This is a genomic window from Rodentibacter haemolyticus, from assembly GCF_015356115.1.
In the GTDB taxonomy this organism is placed as follows: Bacteria; Pseudomonadota; Gammaproteobacteria; order Enterobacterales; family Pasteurellaceae; genus Rodentibacter; species Rodentibacter haemolyticus.
Map to the genome: position 1 here is coordinate 1341600 of NZ_CP063056.1, position 25235 is coordinate 1366834.

Consider the following 25235-nt stretch of genomic DNA (forward strand, 5'->3'; position numbering starts at 1 on the left):
ATAAAGTTAGGGAATTATAGATTAAAAACGATTAAATTCTGCGTTAAAAGGACATTCAATTAACGACATAGTAACTATTAAACAAAAAAGCCCACAATAATGTGGGCGAATGGAATAAGAGAAAATTATTCTTTAATGGATTTATGAAGATCAAATTTATAGGAAACAACCCCATACAATGTCCAACCGATAAAGGTGGCGATGGAACCATATAACATAGCCTGTTCACCGGCGGCGTAAAGAGCATATATGCTGTATATTGAGCCGATAAATGCAACGAATACGGTTGTTTTGTATTTTTTGGTAGGAACCTGTTCTGCTTTTAGTAGAACAGCTAAAGCGGCCATTGAAAGTAGATATGGGATAACATTAGTCACAACCGCTAAATCGACCAATATGTTAAATTGTTTGTTTAACGATGGGCTGATTGTCGTTAAAGACAATAAGGTTTGAATCGCTGTGATGGTTATCATACCAACAATCGGTGCGTCTTTGCTTGTCACTTTTTTGAAGAATGCAGGGAAGTAGCCCTCTTCCGCAGAAGATTTGAATACTTGTGCAATGGTAAATTGCCAGCCTAATAAAGAACCGAAGCAAGACATTACCATTAATCCCATAATGACTTTACCGACGGTTTCATTAAACATATGAGCAAAAGCCAAACCGAACGGTGCGGTAGATTGCGCAAGATCCATATTTGGTACGATACCTGCAATGACGTTGGTTGATACAATATAAATAACTGCAGCGCCTAGTGTTCCGCCCAAGACCGCGATTGGTACGTTTTTCTCCGGGTTTTCAACGGCATCTGAGTTTGCACAGGCCGATTCTAACCCTAAGAACGCCCATAAGGTCATAGAAATGGAGACGCCGATCGCTTCAAAGGTTGGTACATTGTGAGGGTTCCAAGAGTTAATATAGAGTGATCCGTCGAACCAATACCAACCTACGATACAAATCCCTACAACAGGAATAATCACGCCCCAAATCGTGAATGAGCTTATATTCCCCGTGATTCTTGCTCCACCAAAGTTAAGGACGGTAGCAAGCCATAATGTAAAGATAGTCCATAATGCGATGGATAAAGGTGAAAGCGTTGCGCCGAATAGTTCCGAACCGTAACCTACGGCAGAAATTGCAATCGCCGTATTGGCAATAACCAAAGAAACACCGTATGTGTAGTTGGCCATAAAATTACCGGCTTTACCGAAAGAATATTCGGCATACCCGCCCATTCCACCGGATTTTTTGCTAAACATACCGCATTGCGCAAAAGCGTAAGCAAGTGCGGTAGAACCGACTGCGGTAACTAACCAAGATATAACGGAAATAGTGCCGATTTCCGCTAATTTTGTCGGTAACATGATTATGCCTGAGCCCATCATATTAACCATAGTGAGAATGGTAAGTTGTACCACACCGATTTTATTACTTTTTGTAGTCATAATTTATTCCTCAGCGTGCGGTCAAAATTCTCGTAGAAAAACGACCGCACTTTTTTAGCTATTAATGTTCATTTAATACATAACCGTATGCACGGATGCGTCCGTCAGGATCTTTTTGTAAATAGACCCCTTGGATTTCCGGTGCGAAGCCCGGCAGAGTATTAATCCCTTCTTCTAGCGCTAAGAAATATTGTTGAGCGGTAGTACTCCATCTTTCCCCCGGTACTACACATAAAACGCCGGGAGGATAAGGAAGTGCGCCTTCAGCCGCAATTCTGCCCACAATGTCCGTTAATGAAACTAATTCCACATTGTTACGAATTAATTCGATATTGGCATCGCGAGGGTTCATTGCGTATTCAGGTAAGGTTGCTTTACGGAATAAATCTTTTTGTAATTGTTTTACATTACGGCTTACATAAAGATCGTGCATTTCCTGACATAATTGGCGAATGGTATAACCTCTGTAACGTTCTTCGTTATTTTGGTAAACCGTTGGTAATACGTCTTGTAATAGGGAGTTTTGTTTGATATGTTTCTCAAACAATGCGATTTGGGCGACTAAGGTTTGCATTTTTGTTAAGGTTTCAGCAGGCGTTAACAAAAATAGGATAGAGTTCAAATCGCATTTTTCCGGAATAATACCGTTTTCACGCAAATAGTTGGCTAAGATGGTGGCAGGAATACCGAAAGACTCATATTCGCCTGTTTCTAAGCTAATACCCGGTGTGGTTAGCAAGAATTTGCAAGGATCAACGAAGTATTGCTCGTCTTCATAACCTTCAAATTTATGCCATGTGTCGGTTGGGTGGAATTTGAAAAATTCAAGATTCGTAGCGATTTCTTCAGTATCGTAATCTTGCCATTTTTTACCTTTTATTGTTGTTGGAATAAACGGACGAATAAGTTCGCAATTATTCAAAACAAGTTTACGGGCTTCGATCCCCACTTTTACACAGTCATGCCATAAACGGCGACCGGCAGCGCTACCTTGAATTTTTGCGTTCACATCAAGTGTTGCAAATAATGGGTAGAACGGACTGGTTGATGCGTGCAGCATAAAGGCATTGTTAAAGCGTTTATGGTTAACATAGCGGCTTTGACCTTTGATATGTTTATCTTTTTTGTGAATTTGAGAAGCTTGTGAGAAACCGGCTTGTTGTTTGTGAACGGATTGTGTCACGATAATACCAGGGTCGTTTTCATTTAGTTCCAACAAAAGAGGAGAACAATCTTTCATCATTGGAATGAATTGTTCGTAACCTACCCAAGCGGAGTCAAATAGAATGTAATCACAAAGATGACCGATCTTATCCACGACTTGACGTGCGTTATAGATCGTACCGTCGTAAGTTCCCAATTGAATGACCGCCAAACGGAACGGGCGTTTTTTATCTGCGCTTTCAGGTGCGGTTTCTTTGATTAACGCTCTTAAATAGCTTTCTTCAAAACAATGGTTATCAATACCACCGATAAACCCGAACGGATTACGTGCGGTTTCAAGATAAATAGGTGTCGCACCGGCTTGAACTAACGCACCGTGGTGATTCGATTTGTGATTATTACGATCGAATAAAACAAGATCACCCGGTGCTAAAATAGCATTTAATGCCACTTTATTTGCTGATGACGTACCGTTTAATACAAAATAAGTTTTGTCCGCATTAAATACTTGTGCCGCGTGTTTTTGCGCATCGCAAGCCGCGCCTTCGTGAATGAGTAAATCGCCCAATTTCACATCGGCATTACAAATGTCCGAACGGAAAATATTTTCTCCGTAGAAGTCATAAAGGAAACGACCTGCCGGGTGTTTACGGAAATATTGACCGCCTTGATGTCCCGGACAATCGAAAGCAATATTCCCCATTTCCACGTATTCGCTAAGCATTTTGAAGAAAGGAGGAAGCATTTTTTCTTCGTAAAGTCTGGCTGCGGTTTCAATTTGGCGACTATAAAGTTGAATGTCATAGCCATTAAAATCTTGGATATGATAAACCGAATTATAAAATTCAGTTGAAAGCGGCTGTTGGTTCGTTTGAACCACAAAAACAGGAATATTAAATTCCGTTGCTTTAATTGATTCAATAAACTGAGCAACATCAGTTGAACTTAACACAATAGCGCCAACATCAGTGAAATCTGTTTGTGTTATTTCCACCATATTTCTTTCAGTAAAGAAATATTTAGTTACAGCCGGACTATATGCAATTTTTAAATTAGGCATAATTAACTCCTTATTTGTTTTTTGAGAAAAAAAGAACCGTAACATTATTAAAAAATAATGCATGACTTTGTTTTTTAAATAACAAGGGGATATGTCACTAATATAAAAATATTAATGATTTATTCTTATTGATTTAAAATGAATTTATCAGCCCTAAGGTTAAAGCAATAACTTTTTTAAGGTTATATTTTTTATTTAAAGCTAAGCGCTCTCTGAACAGTGTTAGACTATCCAGAGAGTAAAAAAGGATGGCTTATTTTGAGATGCAAAAACAGAATAGGAAAAACATGAACGATGCGATGGCATCATGATATGTCTTGTTCGGCGAATGTGCGCCATTAAGGAACGCCCTTTTATTGGATTAAACGTCAAAAGGCGTACAATTCTTGTATGTATGTATGTATGTATGTATGTATGTATGTATGTATGTATGTATGTATGTATGTATGTATGTATGTATGTATGTATGTATGTACTTGCATAGAACCCTCCTTATATCTATACAATCCAACAAATTTACTACTGCCGATATTCTGCGCCTTCCTAAAAATGGAATCAATAATAAATATTTAAAAATGTGATCTCTGTCAAAATAAAATTAAACTTATTTTATTTTTAACATTTATTTAACATTAAATTTTCTTATTTTTGTTTTTATTTAAATGATTTTTTATATCTATTTTCATTTTCTCTAAGTATAATGGTCATAAACCATAACTTAAAAGGAGATAAAAATATGAAAAATATATTATTACTTAGTAGTTCAAAATATAAGGAAAGTAGCTATTTAGCACATACACTCCCTTTATTAAAACAATTTTTGGCAGATTATCATGGTAAGAAAATTGCCTTTGTGCCTTATGCCGGAGTGAGTCGTACTTACGATGAGTATGAAAAAACGGTTAAAAATGCATTGGCGGAGCTCGGTATGGAAATTATTTCCGTTCATCGCGGCAAGCAACATCGCGATATTATTGAGCAAGCCGATGTGATTGCGATTGGCGGTGGCAATACGTTTTGCTTGTTGAAGCAACTTTATGAACATCATTTGATTGAAGTGATTCAAGAAAAAGTCAATAACGGTACGCCATATTTTGGTTGGAGTGCCGGAGCAAATGTAGCAGGGTCATCCATTATGACGACTAACGATATGCCAATCACCTATCCGCCTTCCTTTTCCGCATTGCAATTATTCCCTCATCAAATCAATCCGCATTTCATTTCCGGCAAAATGCAAGGACATAATGGCGAAAGCCGTGAAGAACGTTTGGCTGAATTTTTACTGGTTAATCCGACCGCACTTGTATATGCGCTTCCGGAAGGTACGGCATTGCACATTCAAGGCTCGTCAGCTACGGTGTTGGGGGAAGCTCCTATTCTGCGTTTTAGTAAAGGTATGCAGTGTGAGACCTTTGCTGTGAATACGACTTTTTCTTATTAACCTAAAGGAATATTTTATGGAATTATTTAAATCTGCTGTGGCGGTCATCGGTATTCTTGCCACAATTTATTTTTTGATAAAAAAAGCGGAAACGCGAACCGTATTAATCGGCATTGGTTTATTGATGTCAATTTTAACGCTAAACCCAATGGGAGCACTTGATGCTTTCGCCAAAAGTATGACATCAAGCGGCTTGATTATGGCGATTTGTTCCAGTATGGGGTTTGCTTATGTAATGAAATACACCCGGTGTGATACCCATTTAGTGCATTTGTTGACTAAACCGTTAAGCGGATTAAAATTTTTCTTAATTCCTATTGCCACCATAATTACCTTTTTCATTAATATTGCAATCCCCTCTGCGGCAGGTTGTGCAGCTGCGGTAGGGGCAACCTTGATTCCGGTGTTAAAAAGTGCCGGTGTTCGCCCAGCCACTGCCGGAGCGGCAATCTTAGCCGGCACTTTCGGATCAATGATGAGCCCCGGCTCTTCCCATTCTGCAATGATCAGTGAAATGTCAGGGTTAACCATTACGCAAGTCAATCTTTCTCACGCACCTTACAATATGATTGCCGGTGCTATCGGTGCGATGGTATTGACGATTTTAGCCCTTGCCTTCAAAGATTATGGCAAAGCACACCGAGAGGCTTATCTTGCAGAACAAAAAGAAAGCGAAACTCAAACCGTTCAAGGTGTAAATATTCTTTATGCTCTCGCCCCTTTATTACCGCTAGTGATTTTAGTGATTGGCGGAACTTCCTTACAGGAAATCCCCGGGCTTGAATGGACAAAAATGGGAGTACCGCAAGCAATGCTCATTGGTGCTATTTACGGCATTATCGTCACTCGAATTTCGCCGGTAAAAATCACTGAAGAATTTTTTAACGGAATGGGCAATTCTTACGCTAACGTACTCGGCATTATTATTGCCGCCAGTGTATTTGTCGCCGGTTTAAAATCGACGGGGGCAGTGGACGCTGCGATTTCATTTTTAAAGGAATCCAACGAATTTGTGCGTTGGGGCGCGACTATAGGGCCTTTTTTAATGGGATTGATCACCGGATCGGGTGATGCGGCTGCCATTGCATTTAATAGTGCTGTTACACCGCACGCAATTGAGCTTGGTTATACTCACGTTAACCTCGGTATGGCAGCTGCGATTGCCGGTGCATTAGGGCGCACGACCTCACCTATTGCCGGTGTAACGATAGTGTGTGCCGGTCTTGCCATGGTTAGCCCGGTTGAAATAGTAAAACGCACCGCGCCGGGCATGGTACTTGCGGTTTTATTCCTCGCATTATTTATGCTGTAAAACTACTCAAAATCGCACCGCACTTTTTAAATAAAGTGCGGTTGTTTTTACCAAACTTTTTAAGGAAGAAAAAATGAACTTAGATCTACAGCAACTTATTCAATGGCGCCGTGAATTTCACCGTTTTCCTGAAATCGGCTGGAGTGAATTTTGGACAACCTCTCGTATTGCGGATTATTTAGAAACTTTAGGTTGTTTTGATATTTTACTTGGTAAACAAATCATTAACCCGGATTTTGTTCGCGGGCGGAAACAAACCGTGGTCGATGCCGGTTTGGCTAATGCAAAGGCTTATGGCATAAACGAAAAACGGCTTGATAAAATGGACGGCTACACCGGCTGTGTTGCGGTATTCGATTCCGGCAAACCGGGCAAAACCGTTGCTTTGCGTTTTGATATTGATTGCGTAAATGTTAGTGAAACGAGCGCATTGGATCACATTCCTAACAAAGAAGGATTTTCTTCTCTAAATGATGGTTTTATGCACGCTTGCGGCCATGATGCGCATATTGCTATTGGTTTAGGTACGGCATTTTGGATTGCACAGAATCAGGACAAACTTACAGGTAAAATAAAAATCGTCTTTCAACCTGCAGAAGAAGGTGTGCGTGGGGCGGCAGCCATTGCGGCAAGCGGTATCATTGATGATGCCGATTATTTTGCCGGCTCGCATATTAGCTTTTGTGCTAATTCCGGTACGGTAATTGCTAATCCGAGAAATTTTCTTTCTACCACTAAAATTGATATTCGTTATCACGGTAAACCGGCACATGCCGGTGCTGCGCCGCATTTAGGGCGTAATGCGCTATTAGCTGCAGCACACGCCGTCACACAAATGCACGGTATAGGGCGTCACGGTGAAGGAATGACACGTATTAATGTAGGCGTGTTAAAAGCCGGTGAGGGACGTAACGTAATTCCGGCAAAAGCGGAATTGCAGCTTGAAGTGCGTGGTGAAAATAAAGCGATTAACGAATATATGGTTGAACAAGTGATGCAAATTGCTAAGGGGATTTCTATTAGTTTTGATGTTGCTTATGAAACGGAAATTGTTGGTGAAGCAGTGGATATGAACAATGATGAAGAGCTTGTGCAACTTATTGAAGAAATCGCTTTACAGCAGCCGCAGGTTCATAGCGTAAATACTGATTATGCATTTAATGCGAGCGAAGATGCAACGGTTTTAGGCAGACGAGTGCAAGATCACGGTGGTAAAGCCATCTATTTTATTCTTGGTGCAGATCGTACCGCCGGACATCATGAAGCCGAATTTGATTTTGATGAAAATCAATTACTGACAGGAGTGAGCATTTATGCCGGATTACTCCAACGATTATTAGCTTAGATAATGCCGGATTTTAAAGCGGTTTTAAATGTGAATATTGTCAATCATCAGCGGTTGCAATAAATTTACGACAATATTTAACCGCACTTCTTTTAAAGTTTTTTTCATTTTCTTACAATAGGGTCCAATTCACCCAACTGAGGATTTTATTATGAAACGACGTCATTTTATTCAAATCGGTGCTGCAGGTATCTTTATGCTAAGTGCAAGCCGTTTGACGGTAGCAAAGGGAAAAAGTGATGTGGATTTACGGATTATCGCCACCACCGATATTCACAGTTTTTTAACGGATTTCGATTACTATAAAGATACACAGACCGATAAATTCGGCTTTACTCGTGCTGCGACCTTAATTCGTCAGGCTCGCTCCGAGGTAAAAAATAGCGTGTTAGTGGATAACGGAGATTTAATTCAAGGTAATCCGATTGCCGATTATCAAGCTGCGTTGGGTTATAAAGAAGGTAAATCCAACCCCGCGGTGGATTGTTTGAATGCTATGAATTATGACGTAGGCACGCTTGGAAATCACGAGTTCAATTACGGTTTAGATTATTTAGACGATGCAATGAAACAGGCTAAATTTCCGATCATTAATGCGAATGTAGTGAAACCGGGTACTGATGAGCCTTACTTTACGCCTTATATCATTCAAGAAAAAGAGGTGGTGGATAACAAAGGCGAAACGCACAAATTGAAAATCGGTTATATCGGCTTTGTTCCGCCACAAATTATGGTATGGGATAAAGCGAACTTGCAAGGTAAAGTGGAGTGCCGGGATATCGTGAAAACAGCGCAAAAGTATGTTCCTGATATGAAGAAAAAAGGGGCGGATATTGTGATTGCTTTAGCGCATACTGGTCCTTCCGATGAACCTTATAAAGAGGGCGCGGAAAATTCGGCTTTCTACTTGGCGGATGTGCCGCATATTGATGCGGTGATTTTCGGTCATTCACATCGTTTATTCCCGCACAAAGAATTTGCGAAATCTCCTAATGCGGATATTGTAAACGGCACAGTGAAAGGTGTACCGGAAAGTATGGCGGGTTACTGGGCGAATAATATCAGCGTAATTGATTTAGGTTTAACCGAACACAACGGCAAATGGATTGTGACTTCCGGCAAAGCGGTACTTCGTCCGATTTTTGATGCGGAAAACAAAAAATCTCTTGTAAAAAATGATCCGGAATTGACCGCACTTTTACAACCTGTTCACGAAGCAACACGTAAATTTGTGGCGCAGCCGATCGGCGAGGCAAGCGATAATATGTATAGCTATCTGGCACTGGTGCAAGATGATCCGACCATTCAAATCGTAAACCAAGCACAAAAGTCGTATGTGGAGAAGGTGGCAGCCAGCGTGCCGTCTATGGCTGGGTTGCCGATTTTAAGTGCGGGCGCACCATTCAAAGCCGGAGGACGTAAAAATGATCCGGCAGGCTACACCGAAGTGAATAAGGGTGAATTGACATTCCGTAATGCGGCAGATTTATATCTTTACCCGAATACTCTCGTGGTGGTAAAAGTAACGGGTGAGCAGCTTAAAGAGTGGCTGGAATGCAGTGCGGGAATGTTCAAGCAAATTGATCCAACCAGCGATAAACCGCAATCTTTACTTGATTGGGAAGGTTTCCGCACCTATAACTTTGATGTGATTGACGGTGTGAATTATGGATATGATCTGACTCAACCGGCTCGTTATAATGGTGAATGTCAGTTGATCAACCCGAATGCACACCGAGTTGTGAACCTCACTTATCAAGGTAAACCGGTTAAGCCAAAAGCGGAATTTTTAATCGCAACCAATAACTACCGTGCGTATAGCAATAAATTCCCGGGTACGGGCGATCAGCATATCGTGTATGCTTCACCGGATGAAAATCGCCAAATTTTAGCGGATTACATCAAAGCAACGAGTGAAAAAGAAGGCAGTGTAAACCCAAGTGCGGATAAAAACTGGCGTTTTATGCCAATCATCGGCAACGATAAATTAGATGTCCGTTTTGAAACTTCCCCAAGTGAGCAAGCGGCAAAATTTATCGCCGAAAAAGCGCAATATCCAATGAAACAAGTGGGTATTGATGAAGTAGGTTTTGCGGTGTATCGTATTGACTTATCCAAGTAAGAGAAATAAGGTGGGCTGTCTCCCACCTTTTTAATTTCGAGTTGTGGAATTTAATCAATAAGTGCGGTCAATTTTTGCATTGATTATTAAAAACCTCTTTCGCAACAAAAATTGCATTGAGGACTTTAGGAAAGCCAAGATAACAAATGCAATGAATAAAGGTTTCCACTATTTGCTCACGGCTTAATCCTACATTTAATGCGGCGTGAATATGAACACGTAATTGTTTTTCACATCCCCCTTGTGCGGCTAAGGCTGCTAAGGTGATCAATTCGCGCTGTTGTAAGTCTAAGTGCGGGCGATGATAGATTTCACCGAAGGCGAAACCAATGATGTACTGCCCTAAGTCGGGTGCAATATTTTCCAATGCACGCATTACCGCCTCCCCCTGTTTGCCGTCAATACGGTTAAGCATTTTTAAACCTCGTTGTTGCAATTCTTCATTTAACATTATTTACTCCTTACTTTCGTTTTGTGAAATTGCAAAAGCAGAATAAATTCTGGAGTAAACTCCAATGCAAGGATTTTTTATGAAAATTAAAGAATTTTCCCAAAAGTGCGGTTTATCTATTGATACTTTACGTTATTATGAGAAAGAAAACCTTTTAAATCCGTCGAGGGATGTCAATGGCTATCGAATGTATGGTGAAAGGGATATTGAATGGGTCGGTTTTATTTTACGATTGAAAGAAATGGGGGCATCAATTTCTCAAATTAAAGCCTATGCACAGTTGCGCCATTTAGGGAGCTGTACAATCCCTCAACGTTATGAATTACTGCTTCAACATCAGAAAAAACTGCAATTACAACAGCAAAAACTAGCAGAACACCAAATTTATTTGGAAAAGAAATTGAAATTTTACCGAGAGATGATGGGATGAATTGTGATAGAAGTAGAGGAATTTCGTTTGTGGTATAAATTATAGACAGCTCATTAAATAAAAGTAGTATAAATCAAGATTTTCCAACAATAGTTAAACGGAGAAGTTTCTCCTGTAAGCCAATAAGCAAGCGGTCAGACTTTTAGATAAATCTGACCGCTTTTTAGAGGGAAATTATAAATTTCTTAATGCTTCGATGCGTTTTTCAAGTGGTGGGTGGCTCATAAAGAGTTCTTTTGTTCTTGCCCCATTGATCATAAAGGCGGCGAGTGAACCTTCCATTTGTTGTGGTTCGTGTACTCGTTGTAAACGTTGAAGCGCGGCAATCATTTTCTCTTTGCCGACTAATTGGGCTGAACCTGCATCCGCTCGAAATTCACGCTGACGGGAGAACCACATTGCAATCATTGTGGCTAATACGCCAAAGACGAGTTGTAACACAATATCCACCACCCAGAAAACAAGCGTGTTAGTGCCGGAGTTGCCGTTTTGATCTTTAGAACTGGCAACGGCTGTTGAGATCATTCGAGAAAGGAAAATCACAAAAGTATTGAGTACCCCTTGTAATAAGGTCATCGTTACCATATCCCCGTTGGCAATATGAGCAATCTCGTGAGCAACGACGGCTTCGGCTTCCTCTTCGGTCATATTATTTAATAAGCCTGTGCTGACGGCGACCAACGAATTGTTTTTCGTTGCTCCCGTGGCGAAAGCATTCACATCTGCCGAGTGGTAAATCGCAATATCGGGCATTGGGATATCGGCTTGCTGTGATTGGTGTTTCACCGTATCAAACAGCCATTGCTCGGCTTGGTTGCGAGGCAGGTTAATCACTTCAGCCCCGACTGAGCGCAATGCCATTGATTTTGACATAAATAGGGAAATCAATGAGCCGGCGAAGCCAAACACCATCGACATCATTAAAATCCCTGCGGTACTTGTGCCTTGAATACCGGTAAGGTTGAAAACAATGTTCAATACAATCCCTAAAACGAAGGTGATTGCTAAGTTAGTGAGTAGAAAAAGGACAAGACGTTTTGCCATTGATATGAAATCTCCAATAGATTGATTGCAAAAAACTTCCCCAAAAGTGAGGACGTGGTGAAAAATTTCAAGGTTTTGACCGCTTGATTTTATTATCATTCCCACAAATTTAACGATTTTTTCACATTTTTTCAGGAAATTACATTCGACTCACTGAACAGCGTACTTTTTGCCTTATAATACCGGAGCTTTAAGATAACACCCGTAACAAAACAAGCTGAAATTCCGTTTGTTTTCCTAATTTTCGCGTATGGCTTTTTACGAAAAGGAAAGCGAGTGCTGTGGTAAGGAAAATTAATACGGCACGAATTATTTCATTTTCACTGATATAATCGGAAAGCAATGTTGAAAGAAGTAAAGTGAATAGTGGAACGATATACATTAACAAAGCGGAAAGTAGCATAGACTTTTCTTCCAAACCGATCTCAACTATTTGACCTTCTCGTAACGGCATCAGCGTTTCTATGTTGAAAATATGCTCCCCGCGTTTGCCATTGAGTTCAGAAAGGCTGGATGTACCGCAGCTGTTTTTTGCCGCACATTGCCCGCAAGCACTTTGTGATTGACATTTTACTTTCGCCATACCGTTTTCATAACCGATAACGACCGCACTTTCTTTTAACATCAAGCCTCTCCCATATAAATATCAAAGCGATGATTTTTCGTTTCGCGACTAAAGTGCGGTTGTTTTCCACAGAGAAATTCCGCATAGTCGGGACGTTTCACCACAACCCGTTTTCCGGCTAATTGTTGTGCGGGGGCAAGCAATTCATTTGCGTCTAAATCCGCACCGACCAAATGCTGAAATACGCGCATTTCTTTTTTCACCAAAGCGGATTTTTGCTTATGCGGATACATCGGATCAAGATATACCACATCCGCATAATCCGTTTGTGGATTGAGTTCATTAATATGACGAATCTTCAACAAACGCAAATTCCGCTGCAACATTGTGCCGATTTCTTCATCTTGATAGGCTCGTTTCAAGCCGTCTTGTAATAATAAATGCACAACGGGGTGCCGCTCCACCAAACGAACTTGGCAACCGAGGCTTGCCAGTACGAATGCATCACGCCCAAGCCCTGCAGTGGCATCAATCACTGTGGGTAATTCGTTGCCTTTAATACCCACGGCTTTTGCCACCGCTTCCCCCCGACCGCCGCCGAATTTTCTACGATGAGCCATCGCCCCGCCGACAAAATCCACATATACCGCACCAAGTTTGGGTTCATCAAGTTTGCGTAGTTCTAAACGTTCGTTCGTTTGCACTAAGGCAAGCGGGCTTTGAGCATCATATTCAATGTCGAACTCTAGGCAAAGTGCGGTCAATTCTGCCAAGGTTTTTTCCGTAGATTCTGAAATCAGTCGAATTTTTACTTGCGAACCAGCCATACGCCGCTTTCCATATGATCAGTGTAAGGGAATTGATCGAACAACGCCGCTTTTTCAATGCGGTGGGTTTTCGTGAGTTCCGTTAAATTATCGCACAATGTATGGGGATTGCAGGAAATATACAAAATACGATCATAATTCTGCACTAAATTTACGGTCTCTGGATCCAACCCTGCACGTGGTGGATCGACAAAAATCGTATTGCATCGGTAAGCGGTTAAATCAATGCCTTTCAGCCGATTAAATTTACGCACACCATTGATAGCTTGGGTAAACTCTTCCGCTGACATTCGGATAATTTGTAAATTATCCACCGCGTTTTCAGAAATATTAAATTGTGCCGCCGCCACAGAAGGTTTGGCAATTTCAGTGGCTAAGACTTTACGGAAATTTTGCGCCAATGCGATAGAAAAATTGCCGTTTCCGCAATAGAGCTCCAATAAATCGCCCTCGCTATTTCCGGTACAATCAATCGCCCATTCCAGCATTTTACAATTCACCACGGCATTAGGTTGCGTAAAACTGTTTTCCACTTGTCGATACACATAATCACGCCCTGCAACCGGCAAAATTTCATCAACATAATCTCTATCCAAGCAAATTTTTTGCTTGGCTGCCCGCCCGATAAGTTGTACATCAAAGCCTTGTTCGAGCAGTTGCGTTCTCAAGTTTTGCGCCGCTTTTTGCCATTCTTCCGAAAGGGATTTGTGATAGAGCAAGCTGACAATGATTTTGTTGCTTAAGGTGCTGAGATAATCGATTTGGAACAATTTTTTATACAGAATCTCCTGTTTTTTGAGCTGAGGGAGTAGAGCTTTCATCATTCGATTAATGAGTTGGCTTGCAATCGGAAAGCTATCTACACGATAGCGTTGGCGTGTAGTTTGATCGAACATAATATGATAAAAATCATCTTGATCGTGCCAAATACGAAATTCCGCACGCATACGATAATGGGAGACCGGAGAATCAAAAACTTGAATTTTCGGCGCATTAAACGGCTGTAAAAGTGCGGTCAGTTTTTCCTGTTTTTTTTGAAGAAGTTCTGTGTATTGGGAAACGGGTAGTTGCATCTTGATTGTATTATGTAGGGCGTATTGCATACGCCCCGATAAATCCTCTTACGAAATTGGGCGTATGTAATACGCCCTTATAAACATAACGAAAATTCTCATGTGAAAATTACATTTCGTATTAAAACAAAAGGCAGACTTTTGCCTGCCTTGCTCATTTTCTTATTCGCCGGAGTAATCTTCACCGCCGGAGGCTGCATCACTCACATCACTTGATAAAGTGTAAACGCGCTTGGTGGTGTTGATTCGGGTGCGGTATTTATTCCAAGTTTTTTCAAAGAAAGTTTCCGGTGTCCGCTCACCGCGACAGAAAGCAGCAAATTCTTTTTCTTCTTTTGTCACGGGTTCACGTTCGCCTAAGTCTAACGCTTTGAATGCTTGACCGTATTGTTCAAGCACTTGTGATTCTTTAATGGTGTAATCACCGTGACGTGAAAATCCGCGCGGATAGTTTTTGTCGTCAAAAAAACGACGGGTAACACTGAAACTTGCAGCCATGATCATCTCTCTTTTTCATTTACTAAAAACGGCGGGCATTAAACCAATTTTTCGTTATTTTTGCAATAAACCTTTTACAGTATCCACATAATCTTTGACGAAATCATCATAATTCAATCCTTCCGGATTAACACGGAATTTACCGTTTACGTAAAAATCAGGCACGCCACGTACACCGAACTTATCCGCTGCGTTCACTTGTTTATTTACTAAGCCATTGACGGCAAAGCTGTTAATGCCACCATCAAATTGTTCTGCGCTAATGCCGTTATCTAAGAAAATCGCACGAATATCCTCCATTGATGTTAAACGATCTTTTTGTGCCGCTTCAAATAATGGGGCTTTTACTTTATCTTCTGCACCCAATGCCATGGCTAATGCCCAAGCACGGGTTAAATTTTCCGATTGACGACCTAAGAAATTCACGTGGTATTGTTTAAATGCCACCTCTTTAGGTAAGCCGTCTTTTACCTGTTGTGGAATTTTATATTCCATTTCAAAGCTATAACAATGCGGGCAGTAGAAAGAGAAAAATTCAATCACTTCCTGTTGTGGAGAGGCTTGCTGACTGACTTGAATGTATTGTTTGCCCTCTTGTAAATCGGCAGCGAATGTGTTGACGGAAATAAATGCACCTAATGCGAGTAAAAATTTTTTCATTTGATCCTCTTAATTTATTTAATGATACCGCGCGCTTTTAAGATCGCAGTTTTAAAATCATCTTCGTAATCTTTTTTGATGCCTGGAATCGGTTCGTGTTTGTCCGTACCGTCCATTTTCAACTGATAAATAATGACTTCATCGGTTAATTCATTTAAAGGCTTGTTAAAGCCCGATTCATCAGCGATTTTTTGCAAAATTTGCATCAGACTTAAGTCCGGCGACTTAGACCAATAAGGTTGTAAAAGTTCCAGAACTTCATTTAAACGCTTGCATTTCATTGCTATTTCCTTTCCTATGTAGAAAAATAAGGCTAAATCATACTTGAAGTGAACGGTATTATGTAGCCGTTGTACAAACCACCGTAGGGTGTGTTAGGCGAAGCCGCAACGCACCGTTAGGTGAAGTGATGAGTTACGCAAAGCTAACGCACCCTACCATAATAAATACTGGATATAAAATCTCTTTGTGCGATTGATACATAATACTGGAAATAAAAACGGAATAAAATATGACAATCACAATAAGTGCGGTTATTTTAGCCGGAGGAAAAGCACGTCGAATGGCGGGGCGTGATAAAGGTTTACAGCTTTTAGACGGAAAACCGTTAATTTTGCAGATGATTGAGCGTTTGCAATTACAGATTCAAGAAATTTCGATTAATGCCAATCGCCATCAAGAAGAATATCGTCAATTTGGTTTTCCTGTTTTTGCCGATGAATTACCGGATTTCCAAGGACCGTTAAGCGGAATGCTGACAGCGCTGGAAAAATCGAACACCGATTTCGTATTGTTTACGCCCTGTGATAGCCCTTTTTTTCCGAGAAATCTACTTATAAAATTGAAAAGTGCGGTCGAAAATGACCGCACTTTGATTGCTTATGCGTGCGACGAGGATCGTGATCATCCGACTTTTTGTTTAATGTCCGTTGCATTAAAAGATAAACTCCGTGATTATCTTGTTTCAGGAGAACGCCGTTTATTACGCTTTATGCAAGAAAACGGCGGTGTTGCAGTGAAATTTACCTCCAATGAGGGAACGTTTGTGAATTTTAATACGCTGAAAGATTTGTGCTAACCTATTTTCGTTACGCGATATTTATCGTCAAAAATTTATTTAGAGAAGTTTTATTTTATGCAGAATTTGAAGTTATCCCGTTATTTCACGCCTTTGCATCTCATTACCGCGATTTGCATTGTGGTATATATCCTGCAACAGTCGGGGTTTGAAGAAGACATTATGGAAGCCTTTCATTATCCGATTTATCCCGACCAAGAAAGGGAGTTGTGGCGTTATGTAACACATTCGTTAGTACATTTATCAAACATTCACATTATTGCAAACTTATCGTGGTTTTGGTTGTTTGGCGGTGTGATTGAACGCTATTTCGGCGGTTTCAAACTTTTCTTACTATTTTTGCTTTCTGCGCTGATAAGCGGCATCGCGCAAAATTATTTTTCCGGTCCTGATTTTTTCGGTTTATCTGGTGTGGTGTATGCCGTGTTGGGTTATGTCTTCGTGGTGGATAAGCTTAACGCCAACCTTTTTGATTTACCGAAAGGTTTTTTCACCATGTTATTAGTCGGCTTGGCATTTGGATTTATCAGCCCTTTATTCGATATTTATATCGGTAACGCAGCTCACATCTCAGGGTTGTTGGTGGGATTAGTTTGGGGATTTGCCGATAGTAAAATTCATTTGAATCGGGTAGGGTAAACACATTTTTTATTAAAGGAAGAGGATAATGAAGCAATCCATTCGTCATCAAAAAATTATTGAGTTAGTAAGCCAGTATGGTTATTTAGGTACAGATGATTTAGTGAACCATCTTGAAGTAAGCCCTCAAACGATTCGCCGTGATTTAAATATTCTTGCCGAGCTTGATTTAATCCGCCGTCATCATGGCGGTGCCGCCTCCCCTTCCTCTGTAGAAAATTCCGATTATATCGATCGTAAGCAATTCTTTTCTTCGCAAAAAAATCGTATTGCACAAGAAGTGGTGAAACTTATTCCAAATGGTGCGTCTTTGTTTATCGACATCGGCACGACACCGGAAGCGGTGGCAAATGCGTTACTTGAGCATGAGTATTTGCGTATTGTGACAAACAATCTCAATGCCGCCCATTTATTACGTCAAAATAAAAGTTTTGATATCACTATGGCAGGCGGATCATTACGTATGGACGGAGGAATTATCGGTGAAGCCACGGTCAATTTTATTTCTCAGTTCCGCTTGGATTTTGGGATTTTAGGGATTAGTGCTATTGATCCAGACGGCTCTTTGCTTGACTATGATTACCATGAAGTGCAAGTAAAACGGGCAATTATTGAAAGTTCACGCCAAACTTTATTGGTTACCGACCATTCAAAGTTTACCCGACAAGCTATTGTGCGTTTGGGGGAGCTGAATGATGTAGAATATCTGTTTACAGATGACGTTCCCCCTTCCATTAGCCAATATTTACAAAGCGCAAAGACGAAATTAGTGGTGTGTAAATAGTGAAAAAATGCGGTGAAAATTCACCGCACTTTTAACAATGTCCGGTATTATGTATCAGTTGCACAAAGCGCTTTGACATTTCTTGGGGGAGGGGTGGCAACTAGTTGCCCACCATTGAAATATCGTAATTAGAAAGGTGGGCAAAAATTTGCCCACCTTAAATACCGCAATATCTTATTTATTCCGCATCTTCCTTCGCCCACTCTAAGGAGCGTTTTACCGCTTTTTTCCAGCCTTTGTAACGGCATTCGCGTTTTTCGTTGTCATTATCCGGAGTAAAGGTGCGTTCTACGCGTGCTTTATCACGGAGTTCGTCTAAATCTTTCCAGAAACCTGTTGCAAGCCCTGCAAGGTATGCGGCCCCCAGTGCGGTTACTTCTTTTACGACAGGACGCTCCACGTTCACATCTAAAATGTCTGCTTGGAATTGCATTAAGAAGTTGTTGTTTGTCGCCCCGCCATCTACACGAAGATATTGTAAGCGTTCGCCGGAATCCGATTGCATTGCTTCCAATACGTCACGGGTTTGATAGGCGATGGATTCTAGAGTGGCACGCACGATATGGTTACGGTTAGCACCACGTGATAAACCGAAGATCGCACCGCGCGCATAAGGATCCCAATAGGGTGCACCTAATCCGGTGAAAGCAGGTACGACATATACCCCATTGCTGTCAGAAACTTTTTGGGCAAAGTACTCGGAGTCGAAACTGTCGTGAACGATTTTAAGTTCATCACGTAGCCATTGAATAGAGGCTCCGGCAATAAATACTGAGCCTTCTAAGGCGTATTCCGGTTCTCCTTTGGCATTACAGGCAATGGTAGTGAGCAGGCCGTTTTTAGAGGTAATGGCTTTGTCGCCGGTATGAAGTAACATAAAGCAGCCCGTACCGTAAGTATTTTTTGCCTGACCTGCATGTACACATAAATGACCGTAAAGTGCCGCTTGTTGGTCACCGGCAATACCTGCAACGGGAATACGTACACCGCCTTTACCTCCGATGTTGGTTTGCCCGTAAATTTCAGAAGAATTACGCACTTCCGGCAACATTGAACGCGGGATATTCAAGATTTCAAGCATCTTGTCATCCCATTGTTTGGTGTGAATATTGAATAGCATCGTGCGTGAAGCATTGGTGTAGTCGGTAACATGCACACGACCTTGAGTTAATTTCCACACAAGCCAAGTATCTACCGTACCGAATAAAAGTTCACCGCGTTCCGCTTTTTCACGCGCGCCTTCCACGTTATCCAAAATCCATTTCACTTTTGTGCCGGAGAAATACGGATCCACCACAAGCCCTGTGGTGTGGCGAATGTAGTCTTCATAACCATCGGCCTTGAGTTTATCGGTGATATCGGCGGTACGGCGGCATTGCCAAACAATCGCATTGTAAACCGGTGTACCGGTAGCTTTTTCCCAAACGATCGTCGTTTCACGTTGGTTGGTGATCCCGATTGCCGCAATTTCATCTGATGTAATGCCGGCTTTTGCCACCACTTCATTTAACGTAGAACTTTGGGTCGCCCAAATTTCCATCGGATTATGCTCAACCCAGCCTGCTTGAGGGTAAATTTGGGTAAATTCGCGTTGAGCGATTTCGACTACATTTGCATTATGATCGAGCAATACGGCTCTTGAACTGGTCGTGCCTTGGTCTAAAGCAATGATGTATTTTTTGTCGGTCATAGAAACACTCCTTTCTTAGCGGTACGTTTTTTAGTTGTAAACGAATATTTTGAACTTAAAACGAACAAATTGCGCGCACAACCTAATAAAAATTACTCCAAATGAAAATACCTATTTTGCGATTTTGTGATAGATATCACAGAATTTTTTTCTTTTTCGCTAAATTATGTGATCCGCTTCTCATTTCTGAAATTTAGTTGTAATACCTGCTTGAAGTGTAGGGTTTTTAGAAGATAATGACTGCGCTCGTATTGAGTATTTCATATTTTTGAATAACGAACATAATTGCCAGTCTTATAAAACCGTTTTCAAATACTCATTGTATGGAGGTTCTCTTATGAATGCTTATTTCGCAGAGTTTTTCGGCACCGCACTGTTGATTCTTTTGGGGAACGGTGTGGTTGCTAACGTTTGTCTTGATAAAACGAAGGGACAGAGTTCCGGTTGGATAGTGATTACTACCGCATGGGCGTTTGCAGTATATGTGGCGGTTGTAGTGACGGGGCCTTATAGCGGTGCGCATTTGAATCCTGCCGTCACCTTAGGGCTTGCGGCAAAAGGGGCATTTGATTGGGTGGCTGTACCGGGCTATGTTATCGCACAAATTGTGGGCGGTATGACGGGGGCATTGTTAGTTTACACGATGTATCGCGATCATTTCCTCGCAACAAAAAATGAAGGCGCAAAACGTGCTTGCTTTTGTACTGAACCGGCTATTCGTAATTATTCAAGCAACCTTATCAGTGAAATTATCGGTACTTTTGTACTTGTTTTCGTTATTTTCTATCTTGCCGGCGCAAATATCACTTTCCCAGGGGCAAGCGAAGCCACACCGATTGGGTTAGGTTCTATCGGTGCGTTACCCGTAGCGATTCTTGTTTGGGCAATCGGTTTAAGTTTAGGCGGTACAACAGGTTATGCTATTAACCCGGCTCGAGATCTAGGTCCACGCTTATTCTTAGGGCTTTTCTTAAGCCGTAAATTAAATACTGACGCAGATTGGAAATACGGCTGGGTTCCTGTTGTAGGACCAGTGGTCGGTTCATTACTGGCGGCAGTAGTTTACGCCGTAGTGATGTAAGATTTTATTGTACGGGCAGGGTTTATGCCTGTCTCGCCTATATTATAAAAAAACAACACAAAAATTAACCGCACTTATTCGTAATGAAAAAGAACTCTGCTGATATCATCGGTTGAGTTCTTCTCTTTTATGCTAAGGAACGTTTTTTATTTTTCAACTTTTACTTTTTAGTCCGTTTCTATATATTCTTTTCCCGATTAAAAATAAAAAAAGAGATCCATGATGAACATCATTCCAAATTTACGCAATCAAATTAAAGTTGTCTTTTTTGATATTGATGAAACTTTAATCGTTAAACATAAAGACTTCTTGCCTGAAACGGTTTTACCGGCACTGAAGGCTCTCAAAACCAAAGGTATCATTCCGGCTATTGCCACAGGGCGCTCCCCTTGTAGCATTGCATTAAAAGTACAGCAATTGATCAACGAAGTGGGAATTGAATTACTGGTTACGATGAATGGACAATTTGTCAGCTATAACCAAAAGGTGATTGAAAAACATCCTATTTCAACGGAAAAAATTACAAAGATTGTTAATTATTTTGATCGGCATAATATTGCTTATGCTTTTGTTTCACAAGATGATATTTACGTTTCGGCAAAAACATCCGAAGTGTGTTCGGCACTTGATCCTATTACCACCAATTATTATGTAGATAAAAATTACTATTTACGTCACGAGGTATTTCAAATTCTTCCGTTTTACCGTGAAGATAAAGATGAGCAAGTGGTGCAATCCGGCATTTTAGATAATCTAAAAGTTGTTCGTTGGGATGCAGATTCAGTTGATTTATTTGATGCACAAGGTTCAAAAGCACGTGGCATTCAAGCCGCGGTGAATTATTTAGGTTTAACGATGAACAATGTAATGGCATTTGGTGACGGTTTAAATGATCTAGAAATGATGGAGGCGGTGGGAGTAGGCGTTGCAATGGGAAATGCACATAATGATTTAAAGGCGAAAGCTGATTTTATTACGGATCATATTGAAGAACATGGCATCGCTAATTTCTTACGTAAATCGGGATTAATCGATTAAAAACGCTTTCTCGATCACCGAGAAAATACCTAAAATTTTAACCGCACTTTTGATAGAAAAACGGTATTATGTATCAGTTGCACAAAGGGAATTTTATCTCTGAGATTTCTTAGGGTAGGGTGCCGTTAGGCGAAGCCGTAGCGCACCGTTTCATCATTAAATCTTGTTACTTGGTGCGTTACGGCTTTGCCTAACGATGATTTGTGCAAGTGCTACATAATACCGTAGAAAAAGAACCCAATCTTTATCGGATCGGGCTCTGTGTTTTGATGTTAGAGAATTATTTCTTGCCTTTTAGAAATTCCACTCCGGTGTCTGGAAAGTCTGTGAATACACCGGTTGCGCCGGATTTATTCAATAAAGCATCGTACATTTGGTTTACATCGGTGAAGAATTCCGGTAGCGCATCTTTACGCACGGTGTACGGGTGTAATTCCACATTATATTGTGCCAATTCTTTTACTAAAGGAGTGTATTCAATATTACCCGCTTTGGACTTTTCCTTATCGATTAACATATACCAGCCGGGGCCTACGCCGTCTGCGTATTTCACCACTTCCGCCATTGCGCCCGGTTTAAACATCCAATCATAATCGTAATTCACCCATCTGCCTTTCGCATCTTTTTCCTCGGTTTCATGCCAATCGGTGTAAGCGACAAGTTGAACAAGTTTTAAATCCATACCCATTTGAGGGAGAAGCTCGGTTTTAATACGTTTGAGTTCATTAAAGTCGAAAGTTTGTAAGTAAACGCTATCGGTTTTCTTATCGTAACCGTATTTTTTCAGCACTTTAAGGGTTTCGAGCGCAATATCTTTGCCGTTTTGATGATGGAACCAAGGGGCTTTAATTTCCGGGTAGATCCCCACTTTTTTGCCGGTAGATTTTTCTAAGCCTTGAATAAATTCGATTTCATCTTCAAATGTGTGAATTTTGAAGTGTGATTTCCAAAGCGGAAAGCGGTTCGGATATACGGCGGTTTGTTTGCCGTCTTTGGTTTCAAAATTTTCGGTCATATTTAAACTTTGAATTTCTTTTAAGGTGAAATCAATCACATAATAGCGACCGTCTTTACGATGACGATTTGGGAATTTTTTTGCCACATCGGTTAAGCCGTCTAAGAAATGGTCGTGAATAACCACTAAACGCCCGTCTTTCGTCATAGCTAAATCTTGTTCTAAATAATCGGCTTGTTGTGCGAAGGCAAGGGCTTTGGATTCAAGGGTGTGTTCCGGCAAATAGCCGCTTGCGCCTCTGTGTGCGATGATAATTTTTTCTGATTTCATATTACTTGTTACCATTGAAGATTGGCTACTGCAACCGGCTAATATGCCTGCTGCCAATAAAGAAAAGGCTAATGTTTTTAGTTTCATCACTATTCTCCTTGAAAGTGCGGTTAAAAAATCTTTAGATTTTGAACGTTGGTTTACCAACGGTACCATAAGGTATAACAATCGCTTTAAGCGATTGTGTATGATTTTTTGAGTAATTACATTATTATGTATCAGTCGCACAAAGAGAATTTTATCTCCAATATTTATCGAGGGTTGCGTTAAGTTTTGCGTAACGTACCATTTCATCATTAAACTTTGTTAATTGGCGTCGTCTAACGGTGCCCTACATTATTGCTATAATGATTTGTGAAACAGCCACATAATACTGGTAATTTGCAAGGCGGGATAAATCCTACCATGCCTTTATTAAATTTAGATGACAAAAAAGGCGGCAAGTGATGTTCTTGTCGCCTTTGTTAAATCAATTATTTAGAGCCGTAGGTATCACCTAATTTTGCTTTGTGTTTGCCTTCTTCAATCATTACATTGAGAAGTAGTAACACAGCTAAGATACCGCCTGCAATCATCACGTAGAAACCACCGTCCCAGCCGTAGTATTCAGCCGCCCAGCCGACAACCGCAGAAGCGGACACCGTTCCGCCTAAGTAACCGAATAAACCGGTGAAACCTGCAGCGGTGCCTGCTGCTTTTTTCGGTGCAAGTTCAAGCGCGTGCAGACCAATTAACATCACCGGACCATAGATTAAGAAACCGATTGTCGTCATTAAAATGAAATCTGTTAATTGATATGGATTTTGATACCAAGCCGCATAGTTGGCAATTTCCGCCTCAGGCGTTGCCGGATTCTTCCATAACGCTATTACCGCAAGGGTTGTTAAAATCATAAAGATGAAACCGGTTAAACCCCGTTTACCTTTAAACACGTGGTCGGACACCCAACCGCATAATAATGTTCCCGGAATTGCCGCTAATTCATAAATGGTATATGCCCACGCAGTTCCTTTAATGTTGAAGTGTTTTACTTCGCCCAAATAAACCGGCGACCATTTCAACACACCATAACGGATTAGATAAACGAATACGTTAGCAATGGCGATGTACCATAATAATTTGTTTTTTAATACGTAAGTCATGAAGATTTCTTTAGTAGAAAGTTCATGTTCATAGGTTTTTTCGTTATAGTCGTCCGGATAATCATTGCGCCATTTTTCAACCGGAGGTAAACCGCAAGATTGCGGCGTGTCTTTCATGACAAGATAAATAGGAATTGCGATGATCATCGCAGCAATACCCGGATAGTATAGCGCTTGCTGCCATACATCTTTTGCTGTGGCTTCCACACCGTGCGTGCTGAAGTAAATTGCACCGGCCAAAAGTACCATTGCGCCCGGCACCATACCACCAAGGTTGTGAGCGGTATTCCAAATGGAAACAATTGTTCCGCGTTCGGATTTAGACCACCAGTGAACCATAGTTCGACCGCACGGAGGCCAACCCATGCCTTGAAACCAACCGTTTAAGAAGATCATAATCCACATGATGACGATACCGGATGTCGCCCAAGGGAATAAACCCATCATCGTCATACATAAACCGGAGAGTAATAACCCGAATGGTAAGAATACTTTCGGGTTAGAACGGTCTGAAAGCATTGCCATAAAGAATTTTGACAAGCCGTAAGCAAGACCTGCAGCCGTACCCACAAGGCCTAATTCTGCCTTGTTGTACATACCTGCTTCAATTAAACCTTTTTGTGCTAAGTCAAAGTTTGCCCGCACAAAATAATAAGCGGCATAGCCGAAGAAGATCCCCGCAAATACTTGCCAACGTAAGCGTTTATACGTGGAATCTATTTTTTCCGCCGGAAGTTCCGCAATATGCGGGGCGGGTTTAAATGGTCCGAACATAATTTTTCTCCAACATTTTTACTCATAATATCTCCTTAATCGGTCAGAAAGAAAGGAGCTTAGCGGGGGATAATAAAAGAAAATAAAAAATAAGAAAGAAGGATTATTCAAAAATGTGAACTAATTCACAAAATTTTGATATTTATTTGAGTGAATTTGAAAATTTTGTGATCCATTTCACAAAATCATTTTCTTTTTCGCTCAAAATGTTGTTAATTTAAGCGTTATTCTCTACAATCAATCTGATTTTGTATTTTCTTTTATGTATTGTGGGAGTTGGGGGTAAA

The 25235-nt window shown here is 40.9% G+C and carries 24 protein-coding genes; 10 read left to right on the forward strand and 14 right to left on the reverse strand.

Annotation, left to right across the window (positions count from 1 at the left end):
- Nucleotides 1-125: 125 nt before the first annotated feature.
- From potE to speFL, 3 genes are all read right to left on the reverse strand, one after another.
- Nucleotides 126-1445 (reverse strand): putrescine-ornithine antiporter, encoded by a 1320-nt coding sequence (potE, locus tag IHV77_RS06475; RefSeq protein WP_228549991.1) that lies wholly within the window; start codon nucleotides 1443-1445, stop codon nucleotides 126-128.
- A 61-nt stretch (nucleotides 1446-1506) separates the two neighbouring features.
- Nucleotides 1507-3669, reverse strand: a complete 2163-nt coding sequence (gene speF, locus IHV77_RS06480; protein WP_194811191.1) for an ornithine decarboxylase SpeF — start codon at nucleotides 3667-3669, stop codon at nucleotides 1507-1509.
- 222 nt (nucleotides 3670-3891) lie between these two features.
- Entirely contained in the window at nucleotides 3892-4008 is a 117-nt protein-coding gene (speFL, locus tag IHV77_RS11985; RefSeq protein ID WP_194811192.1) for a leader peptide SpeFL, read from the reverse strand.
- Nucleotides 4009-4405: 397 nt separating this feature from the next.
- Here speFL and pepE point away from each other — a divergent pair, with 397 nt between their 5' ends.
- From pepE to cpdB, 4 genes are all read left to right on the forward strand, one after another.
- Nucleotides 4406-5110, forward strand: a complete 705-nt coding sequence (pepE, locus tag IHV77_RS06490) for a dipeptidase PepE (RefSeq protein WP_194811193.1) — start codon at nucleotides 4406-4408, stop codon at nucleotides 5108-5110.
- Nucleotides 5111-5126: 16 nt separating this feature from the next.
- The gene (dcuC, locus tag IHV77_RS06495) at nucleotides 5127-6422 is read left to right on the forward strand and encodes a C4-dicarboxylate transporter DcuC (protein ID WP_194811194.1); all 1296 of its coding nucleotides are present in this window, start codon (nucleotides 5127-5129) and stop codon (nucleotides 6420-6422) included.
- Nucleotides 6423-6495: 73 nt separating this feature from the next.
- Entirely contained in the window at nucleotides 6496-7767 is a 1272-nt protein-coding gene (locus IHV77_RS06500; RefSeq protein WP_194811195.1) for a M20 family metallo-hydrolase, read from the forward strand.
- A gap of 148 nt (nucleotides 7768-7915) precedes the next feature.
- Nucleotides 7916-9889, forward strand: a complete 1974-nt coding sequence (gene cpdB / locus IHV77_RS06505; protein ID WP_194813244.1) for a 2',3'-cyclic-nucleotide 2'-phosphodiesterase — start codon at nucleotides 7916-7918, stop codon at nucleotides 9887-9889.
- A gap of 67 nt (nucleotides 9890-9956) precedes the next feature.
- Here the strand turns inward: cpdB and IHV77_RS06510 are convergent, their stop codons facing one another.
- Nucleotides 9957-10340 (reverse strand): carboxymuconolactone decarboxylase family protein, encoded by a 384-nt coding sequence (locus IHV77_RS06510; protein ID WP_194811196.1) that lies wholly within the window; start codon nucleotides 10338-10340, stop codon nucleotides 9957-9959.
- A gap of 79 nt (nucleotides 10341-10419) precedes the next feature.
- Between IHV77_RS06510 and IHV77_RS06515 the strand changes: the two genes are divergently transcribed.
- The gene (locus IHV77_RS06515) at nucleotides 10420-10770 is read left to right on the forward strand and encodes a MerR family transcriptional regulator (RefSeq protein ID WP_194811197.1); all 351 of its coding nucleotides are present in this window, start codon (nucleotides 10420-10422) and stop codon (nucleotides 10768-10770) included.
- A gap of 174 nt (nucleotides 10771-10944) precedes the next feature.
- Here IHV77_RS06515 and htpX read toward each other — a convergent pair whose 3' ends face one another.
- The 7 genes from htpX to IHV77_RS06550 form a co-directional block, all read right to left on the reverse strand.
- The gene (gene htpX, locus IHV77_RS06520; RefSeq protein WP_194811198.1) at nucleotides 10945-11814 is read right to left on the reverse strand and encodes a protease HtpX; all 870 of its coding nucleotides are present in this window, start codon (nucleotides 11812-11814) and stop codon (nucleotides 10945-10947) included.
- 190 nt (nucleotides 11815-12004) lie between these two features.
- Entirely contained in the window at nucleotides 12005-12439 is a 435-nt protein-coding gene (locus IHV77_RS06525) for a SoxR reducing system RseC family protein (protein ID WP_194811199.1), read from the reverse strand.
- On the reverse strand, nucleotides 12439-13206 hold the full coding sequence (locus IHV77_RS06530) for a class I SAM-dependent methyltransferase (RefSeq protein ID WP_194811200.1): 768 nt from the start codon (nucleotides 13204-13206) through the stop codon (nucleotides 12439-12441). The genes IHV77_RS06525 and IHV77_RS06530 overlap by 1 nt, the downstream gene beginning before the upstream one ends.
- Nucleotides 13188-14279 carry a tRNA (uridine(54)-C5)-methyltransferase TrmA gene (gene trmA / locus IHV77_RS06535; RefSeq protein WP_194813245.1) on the reverse strand — a complete coding sequence of 364 codons (1092 nt, stop codon included), beginning with the start codon at nucleotides 14277-14279 and terminating at the stop codon, nucleotides 13188-13190. The genes IHV77_RS06530 and trmA overlap by 19 nt, the downstream gene beginning before the upstream one ends.
- 162 nt (nucleotides 14280-14441) lie before the next feature.
- Nucleotides 14442-14777 carry a DUF413 domain-containing protein gene (locus tag IHV77_RS06540; protein ID WP_194811201.1) on the reverse strand — a complete coding sequence of 112 codons (336 nt, stop codon included), beginning with the start codon at nucleotides 14775-14777 and terminating at the stop codon, nucleotides 14442-14444.
- 54 nt (nucleotides 14778-14831) lie between these two features.
- The gene (gene dsbA / locus IHV77_RS06545; RefSeq protein WP_194811202.1) at nucleotides 14832-15437 is read right to left on the reverse strand and encodes a thiol:disulfide interchange protein DsbA; all 606 of its coding nucleotides are present in this window, start codon (nucleotides 15435-15437) and stop codon (nucleotides 14832-14834) included.
- 14 nt (nucleotides 15438-15451) lie between these two features.
- Complete coding sequence (locus IHV77_RS06550) at nucleotides 15452-15718, reverse strand: YihD family protein (protein ID WP_194811203.1); 267 nt, start codon at nucleotides 15716-15718, stop codon at nucleotides 15452-15454.
- 230 nt (nucleotides 15719-15948) lie between these two features.
- Between IHV77_RS06550 and mobA the strand changes: the two genes are divergently transcribed.
- Genes mobA through IHV77_RS06565 form a run of 3 tightly spaced genes read left to right on the forward strand, consistent with a single transcriptional unit; the run spans nucleotide 15949 to nucleotide 17938 of the window.
- The gene (gene mobA, locus IHV77_RS06555; protein ID WP_194811204.1) at nucleotides 15949-16515 is read left to right on the forward strand and encodes a molybdenum cofactor guanylyltransferase MobA; all 567 of its coding nucleotides are present in this window, start codon (nucleotides 15949-15951) and stop codon (nucleotides 16513-16515) included.
- A 57-nt stretch (nucleotides 16516-16572) separates the two neighbouring features.
- Nucleotides 16573-17154, forward strand: coding sequence for a rhomboid family intramembrane serine protease (locus IHV77_RS06560; RefSeq protein ID WP_194811205.1), 582 nt, complete (start codon nucleotides 16573-16575; stop codon nucleotides 17152-17154).
- Nucleotides 17155-17182: 28 nt separating this feature from the next.
- Nucleotides 17183-17938 carry a DeoR/GlpR family transcriptional regulator gene (locus IHV77_RS06565; RefSeq protein WP_194811206.1) on the forward strand — a complete coding sequence of 252 codons (756 nt, stop codon included), beginning with the start codon at nucleotides 17183-17185 and terminating at the stop codon, nucleotides 17936-17938.
- Between the two features lie 178 nt (nucleotides 17939-18116).
- On the opposite strand, the gene glpK is transcribed toward IHV77_RS06565, so the two are convergent.
- Nucleotides 18117-19628 carry a glycerol kinase GlpK gene (gene glpK / locus IHV77_RS06570; RefSeq protein WP_194811207.1) on the reverse strand — a complete coding sequence of 504 codons (1512 nt, stop codon included), beginning with the start codon at nucleotides 19626-19628 and terminating at the stop codon, nucleotides 18117-18119.
- Between the two features lie 337 nt (nucleotides 19629-19965).
- Here glpK and IHV77_RS06575 point away from each other — a divergent pair, with 337 nt between their 5' ends.
- Nucleotides 19966-20709, forward strand: coding sequence for an MIP/aquaporin family protein (locus IHV77_RS06575; RefSeq protein ID WP_194811208.1), 744 nt, complete (start codon nucleotides 19966-19968; stop codon nucleotides 20707-20709).
- A gap of 219 nt (nucleotides 20710-20928) precedes the next feature.
- The gene (locus IHV77_RS06580) at nucleotides 20929-21747 is read left to right on the forward strand and encodes a Cof-type HAD-IIB family hydrolase (RefSeq protein WP_408635261.1); all 819 of its coding nucleotides are present in this window, start codon (nucleotides 20929-20931) and stop codon (nucleotides 21745-21747) included.
- 280 nt (nucleotides 21748-22027) lie between these two features.
- Here IHV77_RS06580 and glpQ read toward each other — a convergent pair whose 3' ends face one another.
- Together glpQ and glpT are read right to left on the reverse strand one after the other, a co-directional pair.
- Complete coding sequence (gene glpQ / locus IHV77_RS06585; RefSeq protein WP_194811209.1) at nucleotides 22028-23119, reverse strand: glycerophosphodiester phosphodiesterase; 1092 nt, start codon at nucleotides 23117-23119, stop codon at nucleotides 22028-22030.
- A gap of 386 nt (nucleotides 23120-23505) precedes the next feature.
- Nucleotides 23506-24948 carry a glycerol-3-phosphate transporter gene (glpT, locus tag IHV77_RS06590; RefSeq protein WP_194811210.1) on the reverse strand — a complete coding sequence of 481 codons (1443 nt, stop codon included), beginning with the start codon at nucleotides 24946-24948 and terminating at the stop codon, nucleotides 23506-23508.
- Nucleotides 24949-25235: the final 287 nt, after the last annotated feature.

Bases quoted from the DNA above. Each gene is read 5' to 3' on its own strand.
- potE (WP_228549991.1), bottom strand. From the start codon at position 1,445: ATGACTACAAAAAGTAATAAAATCGGTGTGGTACAACTTACCATTCTC.
- speF (WP_194811191.1), bottom strand. From the start codon at position 3,669: ATGCCTAATTTAAAAATTGCATATAGTCCGGCTGTAACTAAATATTTC.
- speFL (WP_194811192.1), bottom strand. From the start codon at position 4,008: ATGGCGCACATTCGCCGAACAAGACATATCATGATGCCATCGCATCGT.
- pepE (WP_194811193.1), top strand. From the start codon at position 4,406: ATGAAAAATATATTATTACTTAGTAGTTCAAAATATAAGGAAAGTAGC.
- dcuC (WP_194811194.1), top strand. From the start codon at position 5,127: ATGGAATTATTTAAATCTGCTGTGGCGGTCATCGGTATTCTTGCCACA.
- IHV77_RS06500 (WP_194811195.1), top strand. From the start codon at position 6,496: ATGAACTTAGATCTACAGCAACTTATTCAATGGCGCCGTGAATTTCAC.
- IHV77_RS06510 (WP_194811196.1), bottom strand. From the start codon at position 10,340: ATGTTAAATGAAGAATTGCAACAACGAGGTTTAAAAATGCTTAACCGT.
- IHV77_RS06515 (WP_194811197.1), top strand. From the start codon at position 10,420: ATGAAAATTAAAGAATTTTCCCAAAAGTGCGGTTTATCTATTGATACT.
- htpX (WP_194811198.1), bottom strand. From the start codon at position 11,814: ATGGCAAAACGTCTTGTCCTTTTTCTACTCACTAACTTAGCAATCACC.
- IHV77_RS06525 (WP_194811199.1), bottom strand. From the start codon at position 12,439: ATGTTAAAAGAAAGTGCGGTCGTTATCGGTTATGAAAACGGTATGGCG.
- IHV77_RS06530 (WP_194811200.1), bottom strand. From the start codon at position 13,206: ATGGCTGGTTCGCAAGTAAAAATTCGACTGATTTCAGAATCTACGGAA.
- trmA (WP_194813245.1), bottom strand. From the start codon at position 14,279: ATGCAACTACCCGTTTCCCAATACACAGAACTTCTTCAAAAAAAACAG.
- IHV77_RS06540 (WP_194811201.1), bottom strand. From the start codon at position 14,777: ATGGCTGCAAGTTTCAGTGTTACCCGTCGTTTTTTTGACGACAAAAAC.
- dsbA (WP_194811202.1), bottom strand. From the start codon at position 15,437: ATGAAAAAATTTTTACTCGCATTAGGTGCATTTATTTCCGTCAACACA.
- IHV77_RS06550 (WP_194811203.1), bottom strand. From the start codon at position 15,718: ATGAAATGCAAGCGTTTAAATGAAGTTCTGGAACTTTTACAACCTTAT.
- mobA (WP_194811204.1), top strand. From the start codon at position 15,949: ATGACAATCACAATAAGTGCGGTTATTTTAGCCGGAGGAAAAGCACGT.
- IHV77_RS06560 (WP_194811205.1), top strand. From the start codon at position 16,573: ATGCAGAATTTGAAGTTATCCCGTTATTTCACGCCTTTGCATCTCATT.
- IHV77_RS06565 (WP_194811206.1), top strand. From the start codon at position 17,183: ATGAAGCAATCCATTCGTCATCAAAAAATTATTGAGTTAGTAAGCCAG.
- glpK (WP_194811207.1), bottom strand. From the start codon at position 19,628: ATGACCGACAAAAAATACATCATTGCTTTAGACCAAGGCACGACCAGT.
- IHV77_RS06575 (WP_194811208.1), top strand. From the start codon at position 19,966: ATGAATGCTTATTTCGCAGAGTTTTTCGGCACCGCACTGTTGATTCTT.
- IHV77_RS06580 (WP_408635261.1), top strand. From the start codon at position 20,929: ATGATGAACATCATTCCAAATTTACGCAATCAAATTAAAGTTGTCTTT.
- glpQ (WP_194811209.1), bottom strand. From the start codon at position 23,119: ATGAAACTAAAAACATTAGCCTTTTCTTTATTGGCAGCAGGCATATTA.
- glpT (WP_194811210.1), bottom strand. From the start codon at position 24,948: ATGTTCGGACCATTTAAACCCGCCCCGCATATTGCGGAACTTCCGGCG.